At 66.5% G+C, this 13,880-nt stretch carries 13 protein-coding genes and 4 tRNA genes; 11 read left to right on the top strand and 6 right to left on the bottom strand.

From position 1 onward, the window contains the following. The first annotated feature begins 3 nt into the window (after window positions 1-3). A complete protein-coding gene (locus AB3347_RS02195) occupies window positions 4-750 on the top strand; it encodes a UDP-2,3-diacylglucosamine diphosphatase (RefSeq protein WP_369090124.1) in 747 nt (248 codons plus the stop codon). An 84-nt stretch (window positions 751-834) separates the two neighbouring features. On the opposite strand, the gene AB3347_RS02190 is transcribed toward AB3347_RS02195, so the two are convergent. Beyond that, window positions 835-1,227: a type II TA system antitoxin MqsA family protein gene (locus AB3347_RS02190; RefSeq protein WP_369090123.1), complete on the bottom strand. Its 393-nt coding sequence runs from the start codon at window positions 1,225-1,227 to the stop codon at window positions 835-837. A gap of 194 nt (window positions 1,228-1,421) precedes the next feature. Here AB3347_RS02190 and AB3347_RS02185 point away from each other — a divergent pair, with 194 nt between their 5' ends. From AB3347_RS02185 to AB3347_RS02170, 4 genes are read left to right on the top strand one after another with little or no spacing between them, the layout of a single operon-like run. After that, window positions 1,422-1,799: a GntR family transcriptional regulator gene (locus tag AB3347_RS02185; RefSeq protein ID WP_369090122.1), complete on the top strand. Its 378-nt coding sequence runs from the start codon at window positions 1,422-1,424 to the stop codon at window positions 1,797-1,799. After that, window positions 1,796-2,653 (top strand): ABC transporter ATP-binding protein, encoded by an 858-nt coding sequence (locus AB3347_RS02180; RefSeq protein ID WP_369090121.1) that lies wholly within the window; start codon window positions 1,796-1,798, stop codon window positions 2,651-2,653. Before AB3347_RS02185 ends, AB3347_RS02180 begins: the two co-directional genes overlap by 4 nt. After that, window positions 2,650-3,615, top strand: a complete 966-nt coding sequence (locus AB3347_RS02175) for a hypothetical protein (protein WP_369090120.1) — start codon at window positions 2,650-2,652, stop codon at window positions 3,613-3,615. The genes AB3347_RS02180 and AB3347_RS02175 overlap by 4 nt, the downstream gene beginning before the upstream one ends. Then, the gene (locus AB3347_RS02170; protein WP_369090119.1) at window positions 3,605-4,435 is read left to right on the top strand and encodes a hypothetical protein; all 831 of its coding nucleotides are present in this window, start codon (window positions 3,605-3,607) and stop codon (window positions 4,433-4,435) included. The genes AB3347_RS02175 and AB3347_RS02170 overlap by 11 nt, the downstream gene beginning before the upstream one ends. On the opposite strand, the gene AB3347_RS02165 is transcribed toward AB3347_RS02170, so the two are convergent. The 4 genes from AB3347_RS02165 to rnr all read right to left on the bottom strand — a co-directional run bounded on the left by AB3347_RS02165 (window position 4,395) and on the right by rnr (window position 9,345). Next, on the bottom strand, window positions 4,395-5,090 hold the full coding sequence (locus tag AB3347_RS02165; protein ID WP_369090118.1) for a YceH family protein: 696 nt from the start codon (window positions 5,088-5,090) through the stop codon (window positions 4,395-4,397). The two genes, AB3347_RS02170 and AB3347_RS02165, sit on opposite strands and share 41 nt — an antisense overlap. Window positions 5,091-5,098: 8 nt before the next feature. After that, window positions 5,099-5,836: a serine O-acetyltransferase gene (cysE, locus tag AB3347_RS02160; protein WP_369090117.1), complete on the bottom strand. Its 738-nt coding sequence runs from the start codon at window positions 5,834-5,836 to the stop codon at window positions 5,099-5,101. A 146-nt stretch (window positions 5,837-5,982) separates the two neighbouring features. Then, window positions 5,983-6,726: a 23S rRNA (guanosine(2251)-2'-O)-methyltransferase RlmB gene (gene rlmB, locus AB3347_RS02155; protein ID WP_027865063.1), complete on the bottom strand. Its 744-nt coding sequence runs from the start codon at window positions 6,724-6,726 to the stop codon at window positions 5,983-5,985. Window positions 6,727-6,729: 3 nt separating this feature from the next. Next, window positions 6,730-9,345 carry a ribonuclease R gene (gene rnr / locus AB3347_RS02150; protein ID WP_369090116.1) on the bottom strand — a complete coding sequence of 872 codons (2,616 nt, stop codon included), beginning with the start codon at window positions 9,343-9,345 and terminating at the stop codon, window positions 6,730-6,732. 329 nt (window positions 9,346-9,674) lie between these two features. On the opposite strand from rnr, the gene AB3347_RS02145 reads away from it, so the two are divergent. The 5 genes from AB3347_RS02145 to AB3347_RS02125 all read left to right on the top strand — a co-directional run bounded on the left by AB3347_RS02145 (window position 9,675) and on the right by AB3347_RS02125 (window position 11,592). Beyond that, a tRNA-Leu gene (locus tag AB3347_RS02145) sits at window positions 9,675-9,759 on the top strand. Window positions 9,760-9,820: 61 nt separating this feature from the next. Then, window positions 9,821-9,905: transfer RNA gene (locus AB3347_RS02140), tRNA-Leu, on the top strand. Window positions 9,906-10,024: 119 nt separating this feature from the next. Continuing rightward, window positions 10,025-10,109: transfer RNA gene (locus AB3347_RS02135), tRNA-Leu, on the top strand. 63 nt (window positions 10,110-10,172) lie between these two features. Next, a tRNA-Leu gene (locus AB3347_RS02130) sits at window positions 10,173-10,257 on the top strand. A gap of 117 nt (window positions 10,258-10,374) precedes the next feature. Continuing rightward, the gene (locus tag AB3347_RS02125; RefSeq protein WP_369090115.1) at window positions 10,375-11,592 is read left to right on the top strand and encodes a hypothetical protein; all 1,218 of its coding nucleotides are present in this window, start codon (window positions 10,375-10,377) and stop codon (window positions 11,590-11,592) included. Between the two features lie 18 nt (window positions 11,593-11,610). Here the strand turns inward: AB3347_RS02125 and cueR are convergent, their stop codons facing one another. Continuing rightward, window positions 11,611-12,021 (bottom strand): Cu(I)-responsive transcriptional regulator, encoded by a 411-nt coding sequence (cueR, locus tag AB3347_RS02120; protein ID WP_369090114.1) that lies wholly within the window; start codon window positions 12,019-12,021, stop codon window positions 11,611-11,613. A gap of 295 nt (window positions 12,022-12,316) precedes the next feature. On the opposite strand from cueR, the gene AB3347_RS02115 reads away from it, so the two are divergent. Next, complete coding sequence (locus AB3347_RS02115) at window positions 12,317-13,825, top strand: hypothetical protein (protein ID WP_369090113.1); 1,509 nt, start codon at window positions 12,317-12,319, stop codon at window positions 13,823-13,825. Window positions 13,826-13,880: the final 55 nt, after the last annotated feature.

Genomic DNA, 13,880 nt, shown 5'->3' with positions numbered 1-13,880 from the left:
TTCATGACCACGCCCAAGCGCACGTTTGCGCTGTTCATCTCGGACCTGCACCTGCAGGCCGCCCATCCGCGCACGGCCGAAGCCTTCTTCGCTTTCCTGGCCGAGCGCGCGGTGCATGCCGAGCGGCTCTACCTGCTCGGCGACATTTTCGAATACTGGGCCGGCGACGACGATCTCGCCGAGCCTTTCCACCAGCAGGTCATCCAGGCGATCCGCGCCGTGAGCGCTGCCGGCACGGCCGTGTACTGGCTGGCCGGCAACCGCGATTTCCTGGTCGGGCCGGGCTTCGCCGAAGCGGCCGGCCTCAGCCTGCTGGAGGAACCCCACATCGTCACGGCCGGCGGCCGGCGCATCGCCCTGGTGCATGGCGACGCCCAGTGCACCGCCGACCTCAAGTACATGGCCTTCCGCGCCCAGGTGCGCGACCGCGCATGGCAGCAGCAGTTCCTGCAACTGCCGCTGGCGCAGCGCAAGGCCGTCATCGCCGGGCTGCGCGAAGGCAGCCGCGAGGCGCAGGCCGGCAAGTCCTACGAGATCATGGATGTGGCGCCGGCGGCCGTGCAGGCGCTGTTCGAGGCGGCCGATGCGGGCGTGATCATCCATGGGCATACGCACCGGCCGGCCGTGCATGAGACGGATGGCAAGCTGCGCTATGTGCTGCCGGACTGGGAACTGGACGTCGAGCCGCGGCGCGGCGGGTGGATCGCGCTTGGCCACGACGGGACGCTCTCGCGCCACGATTTTTCGTAGGGTGGGCGGGCGCAAGTCCGTTATGAGCAGACGCGACGGCTGATCTTGCGCCAGTTGAACGCGCGGCCGGCACACCCGACCACCCTACCGGACGGCATCGAGTAATTCCGGGTGCTTGCCCAGCAGGCGCAGCAGTTTTACCAGCGCCACCGGCGCTGACGCCTCGCCCGACTCGTAGCGCGCAAAGTCCCCCTCCCCGTCTCCGAACAACGCGTCGGCCTTCTGCCGGGTCAAGCCCAGCGCCTTGCGCATGGCCCGGATCGCCTTCAGTTCCTGCGCATCGACCTGCTTGCGGAAGGCCGCCACCAGTTCGCCGTAGTGATCGTGCTCGCCCTGGGCGAACATGACTTCCTTGCAGCCGGCGCAATGCTCGACCACGACGTCGGGGATCGTCGTGCTCTGTCCCTTGTAGGTGTACTGCATTTCCCTGATCGCGTGCGCCAGCGGCGAGATCCCGCAGTTCGGGCACTTCAGCATCGCTTCCTCCTCTGTATCTTGCCATCCGTTCGCCATCCTACCAAAGCAGGCCGCAGGGCCGCGCCCGACTATTTGTTCAATATGTATGTTTACATTTAACAAACCACTGTTATACTTCACTACAACACCACCTCAACGCAACACCAAGGAGACAAACGTGCACAACGCAGCGCCAAGACAAGGGAGGACTGGACATGACAGTCGGCTGGAATGACAACGCACCCATTTACCGCCAGCTCAAGGAGCGGGTGGTGGGCATGATGCTCGACGGTATTCTGAAAGCCGGCGACGCCCTGCCCTCGGTCCGCCAGATCGCGGCCGAATATCAACTCAACCCGATCACCGTATCGAAGGCTTACCAGGAACTGGTCGACGAGAACTTAGTGGAAAAGCGAAGGGGAATTGGCATGTACGTTACCGAAGGAGCAAGCGAGAAACTCTTGGCCACCGAACGCGAGCGTTTCATCCGCGAGGAATGGCCTGCCATGGTCGAGCGCATCCGACGCCTCGGCCTGAACGTCGAGCAGCTGCTGCAGGCCTCCGGCAAGCACGCGCCGGGAGGTTCGGCATGAACGCCGTGCTCTCCGCGCGCGGCCTGAGCAAGCGTTACGGCAAGCGCACCGCCGTCGACGGCATCGACTTCGAGGTGCCGGCCGGCCGCATCGTCGGCCTGATCGGCCCGAACGGCTCGGGCAAGACCACCACGCTCAAGGCCGCCCTCGGCCTGATTCCCTTCGACGGCCAGCTCTCGGTGCTGGGCTTCAATCCGCGCACCCAGCGCGACGACCTGATGAAGGAAACCTGCTTCATCGCCGACGTCGCCATCCTGCCGCGCTGGCTGCGGGTGAAGGATGCGGTCGACTTCGTCGAAGGCGTGCATCCGCGCTTCAACCGCGCCAAGGCCGAGCGCTACATCGCGAACACCAAGCTCAGGCCGAGCATGAAGGTCAAGGAAATGTCGAAGGGCATGATCGTCCAGCTGCACCTGGCGCTGGTGATGGCGATCGACGCCAAGCTGCTGGTGCTCGACGAGCCGACCCTCGGACTGGACATCCTTTACCGCAAGCAGTTCTACCAGAACCTGCTGGAAGACTATTTTGACGAGCAGAAGACCATCGTCATCACCACCCACCAGGTGGAAGAAGTCGAGCACATCCTGACCGACCTGATGTTCATCCGCGAAGGCAAGATCGTGCTGGCCGCCTCGATGGAAGAGATCGGCGAACGCTACACCGAAGTGATGGTCCCGGCCGACAAGGTCGGCGCCGCGAGCGCGCTGGCCCCGATCGACCAGCGCACCGTGTTCGGCAAGGCCGTGATGCTGTTCGACGGCGTGTCGCGCACCCAGCTCGCCCAGCTCGGCGAGACCCGCAATCCCAGCGTTGCCGACCTGTTCGTCGCAACCATGAAAGGAAGCTACGCATGAAAACGATGAAATGGCTGCTCCGGCGCGAATTCTGGGAGCACAAGGGGGCCTTCTTCTGGGCGCCGGTCGCGGTGGCGGCGGCGATGATCCTGCTGGTGGGCGGCGGCTTCATGTACGCGATGGCCTTCGGCGGCCACGAGACCATCCAGATCGACGGCCACAAGGTGGTCTCGATCCAGGGCATTCCGCCGGCGCTGCGCTACAAGATCGCGCACGTCGCGGCCTCCGGCTACATGGGCCTGGCCATGCCGCTGTTCCTGGTGCTGACCGTGGTGGTGTTCTTCTACTGCCTGTCGGCGCTGTACGACGACCGCCGCGACCGCAGCATCCTGTTCTGGAAGTCGCTGCCACTGTCGGACCGCGACACCGTGCTGTCGAAGGTGCTCACCGCACTGGTCGTGGCGCCCCTGGTCACGATCGCGATCGGCACCGCCACCTCGCTCATCCTGCTGGTGCTCGGCATGATCAGCGCCACCGGCAAGGGCTTCAACCTGTTCGCCCCGGTGCTGATGGAACCGAACCTGTACCTGAGCCCGCTGTACCTGGTGGCCTTCCTGCCCCTGTACATCATCTGGGCGCTGCCGACCGTCGGCTGGCTGCTGATGGTGTCGAGCTGGGCCCGTTCGAAGGTCTTCCTGTGGGCGGTCGGCACGCCGCTGATCGCGGTGCTGGTCCTGAAGTGGTTCAACTTCATCGTCGGCCACGTCTCGGATACCATCTTCGACATCGACTGGTTCGTGTCGGAAGTGGTGGCGCGCGGCCTGGGCGGCCTGGTGCCGGGGATCTGGCTGTCGCACGGCGACATCGTGGTGATCAACAAGGAGGTCGGCCTCGACCCGACCCAGCTGCTCGGCCTGTCGTATGCGACGCTGGCCAGCCCGGGCGTCTGGGTTGCCGCAGCGGTGGGCGCCGGCATGATCTACGCGGCGATGCGCCTGCGCCGCTGGCGCGATGAAGGCTGAACCGGTGCGCGCCCTCGCTGCGATCGGGCTCGGCACCCTGCTTCTCTGCGGCGGCGCCACCGCCGCCGAGGACAAGCCGGTGCGCGAACTGGAGCCGGTGCATGTCAACGCCATGCGCAATCCGGAAGTGCGCAAGTACAAGGTCATCCTGGCCGGCCTGGACGCCTTCGACAGGCACCGCCAGCTGGCGCCGGCGGCCGAACGGCTGCAGTTCCGGCTGCGGGCGCAGGCAAAGGACGAGGCGGCGCAGCCGCTGGCGATCCGGCTGGTGGGCGACGCGGGTTTCAACATGCCGCTCCCCATCGACGCCGAAGGCCGCTTCGTGGTGCCGCGCAGCGAGGCGGCCGAGGATGCGGAGAGCGAACTGGAGCTCAACCGCAAGCGCCACGCCTACCGCACCGACCCCGACATCCGCACGCCGGGCCTGCCCGCCAACCAGCGCCGCCTGGGCGACCTGCGGCTGGAGTGCAAGGTGACGGTGGCGATGGCCAAGGAAGAGATCCCGACCTTCGTGGTGTTGGCCATCAATACCATCATCCTGCGGACCGACTGGTGCAACTTCTTCGGCGACCCGGATGATTTCCGTTGGGAAGGCGTGAGCAAGAAGGCGCACTTCCCCTTCCGCAGCGAGCGGCCGCTCGCCGGCGCGGTGCTGGTCGACGGGAACCGCTCGGCAAAACTGGAAGCCAAGGGCAAGACCTTCCAGGTGCCGATCGGGAACCCGAACTGGAGCGACGACGCCGTGGTCGAACTGAGCTATGCCGACGCGCCGGACGCGCCTACTGGAACTGCTGGCGAAACGCCTCGAACTGCGCCTTGAGGTCCTCGAGCTCGCCGCGCAAGGCGGCGACTTCCTGCTCCAGCTGGCCGACGCGGCTGGCGCCGCCACCGCCCAGGCCAGCGCCGGCGGCGGGCGGCTCGTAGGCGGCCAGTTCGCCGCCCAGCAGGTGGCCGTAGCGCGCTTCCTTGGTACCCGGCGCGCGGTCCAGCCTGGCAACCAGCGGCGGGTATTTGTCGATCAGGAACTGCAGCACGGTTTCGACTTCGGGCACGCCCTTGAATTCGAACAGGCGGCCGCTGCGGGTGCGGATCTCGCCGGCGGTCTGCAGGCCGCGCAGCATCAGGATGGCAAGCACCGCCACCTTGTCCTGCTCCAGGGTCCACTTGATGCGCATGCGGTGTTCGTACTTGACCACGCGCGCGCCGGCCTGCGAAATGGCGCTGACCAGCTTCTTCTCGATCAGGCGCTGCAGGGTATCCTGCACCACCTCGTCGGTCAGCTGCATGATCGGGTCGCGGCTCGACAATTGGTTGCAGCCGTTGACGATCGCATTCACCGACATCGGGTAGTTATCGGGCGTCAGCGCCTCTTTCTCGGCCAGTACCGCGAGCACGCGGATTTCCATCGGGTCCAGCAGCGCGGCATTCGCAGGCGCCTCGGGCGCCTCGGGCGCGCCCGTCACGTCATTCGTCATTCGGTTCCTCAATCGACCAGTCGGTTCAGTTGTTCCGAATCGAGTTTATCACCCTCGGCCACCTTCGGACAGCACAGGCCTGCCTCGCGCATGGTATTGGTAAGGCGCTCGATCTGCTCGTCCTGGCGCGCCACGTGGTCGATCAGGCCGCGCAAGGCCTTCGACAGCGGGTCGTCGCCGTTGGGCGTGACGCCATAGGCGGCGAACAGCTGGGCGCTGCGCGACTGGTCTTCCTTGCGGATGATGTGGGCCGGGTTGCCGACCGCGGTGGCGCCGCCAGGCACCGGCTTGATGACCACGGCGTTCGAGCCGACCTTGGCGTATTCGCCCACGGTGAAGGCGCCCAGCACCTGGGCGCCGGCGCCGACGATCACGCCGCGCTCGAGCGTCGGGTGGCGCTTGGTGCCGGCCACCAGGGTGGTGCCGCCCAGGGTGACGCCCTGGTAGATGGTGCAGTCGTCGCCGACCACGGCGGTCTCGCCGATGACCACGCCGAAGCCGTGGTCGATGAAGACCCGGCGCCCGATGGTGGCGCCGGGGTGGATCTCGATGCCGGTGATGACGCGGGCGAGGTAGGAAATGAAGCGCCCGACCCACTTCAGCCCGAGCTGCCAGCAGGCGTGCGCCCAGCGGTGCATGATGACCGCGTGCAGGCCGGGATAGCAGGTCAGGACTTCCCAGCCGTTACGGGCGGCGGGGTCGCGCTGGATGATGCTCCGGATATCGTCGCGTAGATGAGAAAACATAATAAGGATGATCGCAAACCAGGGGGTGATGGTAGCGTATGTGCGGACGGTTTGCTTGGGGTGGTGCAGGAACGCTTGCGACAATGGCTGCGCAAACGGATCGGGGGCAATGCCACGGGCATTGCCCCCGATCTGGACGGGCTAAATCAGCCTTCGCGGGCGATCCGCTGGCGCCGCGCCTCGTACAGGCACACGCCCGACGCGACCGACACGTTCAGGCTCTCGACCGAGCCGAACATCGGGATGTTGACCAGCAGGTCGCAGGTCTCGCGGGTCAGGCGGCGCATGCCCTCGCCTTCCGAGCCCATCACCAGCGCAGTCGGGCCGGTGAAATCGGCTTCGTACAGGCCCTTGTCGGCGTCGTCCGAGGTGCCGATCAGCCAGATGCCGCGGTCCTTCAGCTCGCGCATGGTGCGCGCCAGGTTGGTCACCGTGATGTAGGGGACGGTCTCGGCCGCGCCGCTCGCCACCTTCGCCGCGGTGGCGTTCAGGCCCACCGCGCGGTCTTTCGGGACGATGACCGCGTGCGCGCCGACGCCGTCGGCCACGCGCAGGCAGGCGCCCAGGTTGTGCGGATCGGTGATGCCGTCCAGGATGAGCAGCAGCGGAGGACCTTCGATCGCATCGAGCAGCTCGTCCAGGTTGCGCGCCAGCGCCAGCTGGCTGGCGAAGGCGATCACGCCCTGGTGGCGGCGGGTGCCGGTGATCTTGTCGAGACGCGCGGCGTCGACCGGCATCACGCGCACGCCGGCCTCTTTCGCGCTGGCGATCAGGGCCTTCATGCGGGCATCATTGCGCTCGGCATCGACGAAGATCTCTTCCACCGACTGGGCCTCGTGGCGCAGCCGCGAGGTCACCGCGTGGAACCCGAATAACATTTTATTTTTCATGTATTACTGTTTCTTCCTGCTGGTTTTGGACGCAGGGGTCTTGGCCCCTGCTTTGCTTGCCGGTGCGCTCTTGGTCGCACGCGTGGTTGGGGTCTTGCCGGCGGTCTTGGCGGCGGCCTTCGGCGCGCCCTTTGCCGTGCCTGCGGCCGCGGCCTTGCCGGCGGTCTTGGCATCGGACTTGCGGGCACTGCGCGGCACGCGCGGCGGCGGCACGAAGACCACGTCCTGGTCGTCGCTTTCGTCTTCTTCGGTGCTGGTGTAGCGCGACGGCGCCAGCGGGGCCGGCTCGGCGGAGGCAGCAGCGCCCTTGGCCTTGCGCTTCTTGGGCGGCTTCGGTTCGCGCGCTTCGAGCGCGGCCTGGCGCGCGCGCTCGAGCGGCGCCGGGACGGCTTCCTGCGTCTCTGCCAGCACCAGGTCGATCTTGCGCGCTTCCAGGTCGACCTTGGCCACTTTGACATTGACCTTGCTGGTCAGCTTGTAGGTCTGGCCGCTGCGCTCGCCGCGCAGTTCGTGGCGCGCTTCGTCGTACTGGAAGTAGTCGGTGCCCAGGCCGCTGATGTGCACCAGGCCCTCGACGTAGAGCTGGTCGAGCGTGACGAAGATGCCGAACGGGGTCACGCCGGACACGGTGCCGGTGAAGTCCTCGCCCAGCTTGTCCTGCATGAAGTAGCACTTCAGCCAGTTCTCGACGTCGCGCGAGGCTTCGTCGGCGCGGCGCTCGTTGGCCGAGCAGTGCACGCCCAGCGCGTCCCAGATGGTCAGGTCCTTCTCGTTCTTCTGGGTGCCGGCGGCCTTGTCCTTGGCGGCCTGCTTGCGCGCCGAGTTCGAGATGGTGGTGTTCAGCTTGCCCAGCTCGATGCCCTTCGGCTCGTACTTCTTCCCTTGCAGGATGGCCTTGATGGCGCGGTGGGTCAGCAGGTCGGGGTAGCGGCGGATCGGGCTGGTGAAGTGGGCATAGGCCTCGTAGGCCAGGCCGAAGTGGCCGACGTTGTCCGGGCTGTAGACGGCCTGCTGCATCGAGCGCAGCAGCATGGTCTGCAGCAGTCCGGCGTCCGGGCGCTCCTTGATCTTCTGCATCACCTCGGCATAGTCGCGCGCGCTCGGCTTGTCGCCGCCGCCCAGGTTCAGGCCGACCAGTTTCAGGAAGGTGCGCAGTTGCAGCAGCTTTTCCTCGGTCGGGGTCGCGTGGATGCGGAAGGTGCCGGGGTGCTTGTGGCGGATCAGGAGGTCGGCCGCGCACACGTTGGCGGCCAGCATGCACTCTTCGATCAGGCGGTGCGCGTCGTTGCGGGTGCGCGGGATGATCTTCTCGATCTTGCCCACGGCATTGCAGACGATGTAGGTCTCGGTGGTCTCGAAGTCGATCGCGCCGCGTTCCTGGCGCGCCTTCAACAGGGCGCGGAACACTTCGTTCAGGTGCAGCAGGTGCGGCACGATGCCCGGGCGGCGCTGCGCTTCCGGACCGCCGGTGTTGCCGAGGATGTCGGCCACTTCGTTGTAGGTCAGGCGCGCGGCCGAGTGCATCACGGCCGGATAGAACTGGTAGGCCGTCACTTCGCCGTCCTGGGTCACGACCATGTCGCACACCAGGGTGCAGCGGTCGACCGCCGGGTTCAGCGAACACAGGCCGTTGGACAGCTTCTCGGGCAGCATCGGGATCACGCGGCGCGGGAAGTACACCGAGGTGCTGCGCTCGATCGCGTCCTGGTCGAGGGCGTCGTTCGGCTTGACGTAGTGGCTGACGTCGGCGATGGCGACCAGCAGGCGGTAGCCCCTGGTGCGGCCGATCTTGACCGGTTCGCAATAGACCGCGTCGTCGAAGTCGCGCGCGTCTTCGCCGTCGATCGTCACCAGCGGCATGTCGCGCAGGTCGACGCGGTTTGCCAGGTCGGCATCGACCACTTCGTTCGGCAGGCGGTTGGCCTGCTTCAGTGCGGCGGCGGAGAACACGTGCGGCACGCCGAACTTGCGCACCGCGATCTCGATTTCCATGCCCGGGTCGTCCAGCTCGCCGAGCACCTCGACGATCCGGCCGGTAGGCTGCTGGAAGCGCGAAGGCTGCTCGATCAGTTCGACGCTGACCACCTGCCCCGCCTTGGCCTTGCCCGGCCCGCCCGCCACCAGCACGTCCTGGCTGATGCGGATGTCTTCCGGCGAGACGATCCAGACGCCGCCTTCGTTCATCAGGCGGCCGATCAGGTGGGTGTTGGCGCGTTCGACCACTTCGACGATGGTCCCTTCCGGACGGCCGCGGCGATCGGTGCCGGTGACGCGTGCGCGCACGCGGTCGCCGTTGAGCACCTTGTTCATTTCCTTATCGTTCAGGAACAGGTCGTCGCCGCCCTCATCCGGAATGACGAAGCCGTAGCCGTCGCGGTGCGCGCTGACGCGGCCGGTGATGAAACCGGACTGGTCGGCCAACAGATAGGTGCCGGCGACGTCGGCGCGGATCTGGCCGTCGCGCTCCATGGCGTTGAGCCTGCGGCCGAGCACTTCCTGCGCGGCGGGCTTGACCTTCAGGGCGCGCGCCAGGTCGGCCGCGCCGAGCGGACCCTTGGCACTGCGAAAGATGGCGAGGATTTCCTCGCGGCTAGGAATGGTATGAGTAGGTTGCTTCAAATCGTTTTCTTATTTCTCTTAAGTAGGGAGCCGCCAACGCAGCGCCTGGATGATGATTGATTGACACCTTGACAGGCGTAGTGTAACGGAGAGCTGCAGGATTCGCCTAACGTATGCGGCGAAGTGTGCTCGCAGGCTCCCATGACAAATCCCCATTGCGGGGCTTTTGACTTTTGCAATCCTTCCGCTATAATCTCGGTCTCTTCAGCAACGCAGCTCGCTGCAGCAGGAGAAAAGCAGTAGCGGTCAGTGTATTCGACGCTGCGGTCAACGAAAGTTGATCTGGCGAAAAATGACAAAGCCTGCTATTGTAGCAGAGTTGGTTCAGTGCCCACGTGGCGGAATTGGTAGACGCGCATGGTTCAGGTCCATGTGCCGCGAGGTGTGGGGGTTCGAGTCCCTCCGTGGGCACCACTCTACCGGAGTAGTTTTCCGCAAGCAGTATCGTTGTAAAGTCTGTTGTAGCAGTATCAGTGCCCACGTGGCGGAATTGGTAGACGCGCATGGTTCAGGTCCATGTGCCGCGAGGTGTGGGGGTTCGAGTCCCTCCGTGGGCACCATAGAATTCCGTAGAAGTATGCAGTATCGTAGGCCCGGCGGGGTAAGTTTGGACAATGTCCGAAATTACAGACGCTGGAGCGGAAAGCAGCACAGTAGCAGCAGTAAGCGAAGTAAATATGCCCACGTGGCGGAATTGGTAGACGCGCATGGTTCAGGTCCATGTGCCGCGAGGTGTGGGGGTTCGAGTCCCTCCGTGGGCACCATCTACCGGATGTATATCCGCAAGTAGTTAGCAGTCATTGTTTTGAAGTCGTAGCAACATCAGTGCCCACGTGGCGGAATTGGTAGACGCGCATGGTTCAGGTCCATGTGCCGCGAGGTGTGGGGGTTCGAGTCCCTCCGTGGGCACCAAACTCTACTTGGACGACAGTCCCGCAAAACGCCGTAAGCTTTGAAAAAGGCTTACGGCGTTTTGCGTTTTATGCCCGCCACTTGGACAGGCGCGTCGAATCTGCCTAGACTGCGGCCATGACGCTCCTCGATTTCTTCCGCCGTCCTCCCGCGCCCCGGCGCTACGCCCGGCTCCTCATGAGGATGCTGGCACGCCACCATGCCGAGGAGCCGGTCCGCTTCGACGCCCAGGGCTTTCGCCTGCTGGTCGGCGCCGACGGCGGCCACGTGATCAACCTGCACAATCTGTACGCCGAATACTGCGCGGCCGGCCGCCAGGAACGCGTGCGCCAGCTCGCGCGCGTGCTGGCCCTGGTGCAGCGCGCCGAACTCCCCGCCGGCTTCGCCGAGGTGCGCGCCCGCCTGATGCCGGTATTGCGTGGACGCGGCATGGCCGAATACCTGCGCCTGACCGAACTGGACAAGGCTAGGCAGCCCGCGTCGGGCTTCCTGCTCCTGCCGTTCAGCAGCGACACGATCCTGACGCTGATGGTCGACGGCGAACAGTCGATGCAGTCGTTTCGCTCGGAGCAGCTGGCGCAATGGGGCGTCAGCGTGGACGAGGCGCTGGCCGCCGCCATGGACAATTTGCGCGACGCCACCGTCGACCGCGTGGTCCAGGTCGAGCGCGGGGTATTCGCAGGCGACTGGAACGACGTCTACGATTCCTCGCGCCTGCTGCTGCCCGACCTGGCGCACCGCATCGCCGGCGCCAATCCGCTGGCGATGGCGCCCGCGCGCGGCACCCTGCTGCTCGCCTCCGGCAACGACACCGACGCGGTGCGCGCGATGGTGGCGCTGGCGCAGCGCATCGCCGATACCGAGTCCCGCCCGGTGTCGGCGCTGCTGTACCGCTACCAGGACGGCCGTCCGGTCGCGCATGTGCCGGACGACGCACCCGCGCGCAGCGCCCTCGACAGCCTGGGGCGGCAGTACCTGTACGGCGACTACGCCGCGCAGAAGGAAACGCTGGACGAGCTGCACGAACGCGAGGGCAGCGACCTGTTCGTGGCCAGCTACAAGGTGATGCGCGATACGGCGAGCGGAATCGCGTACAGCATGTGCAGCTGGACGCGCGGCGTCGACGCCCTGTTGCCGCGCACCGATCGCGTGGCGCTGGTCGACCTCGACGACGAGCACATGCGGGAACTGATCGTGGTGCCCTGGGACGCCTTGCATGCGGCCTGCGGGGAGCTCATGCAGCCGGTTCCCGATGCCTGGCCGGCGCGCTACCGCGTCACCGGTTTTCCGGAACTGGCGCTGGCGCGCGCGCTCGCCCTGCCTGCACGCGGCTAGCGCGATCCGACGCCTGGTTCAGGCGGCCGCCAGGTCGTCCAGGATCGGGCAGCTCGAGCGCGCGTCGCCATGGCAGGACGCGGCCAGCGCTTCCAGCGTGCGGCGCATCGCTTCCATCTCGGCGATCTTGCGGTTCAGTTCATCGATGTGGGCGCGCGCCAGGGCGCGCACGTCGGCGCTGGCGCGCCCCTGGTCCTGCCACAGGCTGAGCAGCTTGCCGATCTGCTCGAGCGGGAAGCCGAGCGCGCGGGCACGGTGCACGAACTGCAGCACGCGCACGTCCTCCTGGCTGTACACCCGGTAGCCCGATTCGGTGCGCCTGGCCTCCTTGACCAGGCCGATCGATTCGTAGTGGCGGATCATCTTGGCCGATACCCCGGAGGCTTTCGCGGCCTCGCCAATATTGAGCAGCGCGGTGCCTTGCGGCATGGTGTTCTCCTGTTCTCGCCGTGCAAAATTCGATGGGTGCCGGTGCGCAATGCAATGCACCGGGCCCATGGTGGATTCTACCGCCAGTACCGCGGCCCCGCTGGAAGCGGCGAACGCTGCCGTTGAGCGCCGTCCAAGGGCGCCGCCGCATCCCGCGCTAGGGTTGTGACTGGTGCCGAGTCCCTTCGATGGTCCCAGGACTTGCAGCGCTCCCCCTTTTCGGAGGCTTCACCATGAAATCAGGCAAGGACAAGGCGTCGGGGCATGGCGCCGCCTGCCGCCGGAATTACAGCGCGTGCTGGCCTGCGCCGCGGAGTCGCTCGGCAGCCTGAGCGAGGGCGAGCGCAAGCGCCTGTTCGCCCCGGGTCTGCTGCCCTCGGTCGACCAGCCGGTCGATCCTGCCCAGTTATCGCTGGCCTTCGCCCAGGAGATTGCCGAGCGCGTCGGCGTGCTGGCCTTCGACGACCCCGCCTGCGCGAACACGGAACACCCGGGCCGGGTGCGCGTGCGGCCCTACATCCCGGGCGAAGAAAACTTCGATCCGCTGGTGCGGATCTGCCGCGTCAACGGCCTGCGCACCGGCCAGTACATACCGGCGCTGTCCCCGGGCGAGTACCTGCCTTCCGAACTGCAGCAGCGTTGCCGCGTGATCCTGGAAGGCGGCGTACCGACCCAGGTGTGCGACACGCAGACCACCGACTGCCCCGGCAATACCGCGGCGGGGGCCTGCCAGCGCGTGCTGCAGGTCGAGGCCGGCCAGGGCCTGCTGCTGGAGGGCGTGAACTTCTCCAGCGTCGATGCCACCGTCAGGATCTTCGCCAGGGAGACACCGGGCACGGTGCTGCGCGAAGTCCCGGCCCAGGTCTGCGGCGACGACGACACCCCGCTCACCGAGCGGATCGGCGACCAGGACCGGCTGATCCTCGATTGCCGCGTGCACGACCGGCTCAGCTTCGCGCTGCCGGCCGACCTGCCGGCCGGCGTCTACGGCTTCCAGGTGGCGGTGCCCAACCTCAGCCCCTACCCCGGCCACGGGCCGGTGCTGCTGTCGAACGTCGAGTTCGCCGAGATCGCCACGCCGTCGACTGCGCGCTTCGAGATCCGCAGCGAGACCCTGTACGCACGCGCGGAAACCTCGCCTGCCTCGCTCGGCTCGGACGAAGTCGGCATCCGCATCCTGGCGCTGCCGCTGTTCCCCGACCTGAGCTCGGGCGCCGCGCAGCTGCCCAACGGCGGCCAGCCGATCCGCTTCGGCGACGTCGACAGCGGCGAGACACGCGCCATGGACCACCTGCTGTTCTCGCACCAGCAGCCGATCCTGGGCGCGGCGCTGTCGATCCGGGGTTTCGAGATCGATGGCGAGGAGGCCTTCGAAAAGCAGATCGAGGACACCCTGGATGCCTTCATCGCGATCCTGAAGGACCAGCTGGCCTTCGTGATGGACCACCTCAAGGAAGCCGGCAGCATCGCGGCCAAGCTGACCAGCTATGGCCTGAAGGGCCTGATTGCCGCCGCCATCGCCGCCGCGGTACTGGTGGCGATCGACGTGTTCGTCGCGCTGTGGGCGCCGGCCGACCCGATCATCGAGGACATGATCGGGCCGGGCGTCGAAGACCTGGCCGAGCTGACCAACGTGGACTTTCCGCTGCCCGCGGCGAGCGAATACCGCACGCCGCAAGGCATCCGGGTCAAGGTCACGCCGCTCGACAAGATCGCCGGCCGCTACCGCGAGCGGCGCGAGTACATCAGCGACGACGAGGACAGCAGCTACGAGATCGTGCTGCGCTACACCCGGGTGGTCTAGCCGCCCTGCGCCGCGCCGGGGACGAAAGACGAATCAATGCTTGACTTGTTCCGTG

The sequence above is a fragment of the Massilia sp. X63 genome (assembly GCF_041023745.1).
Classification (GTDB): Bacteria; Pseudomonadota; Gammaproteobacteria; order Burkholderiales; family Burkholderiaceae_D; genus Telluria.
This window is presented reverse-complemented; position numbering and strand designations above follow the sequence as displayed.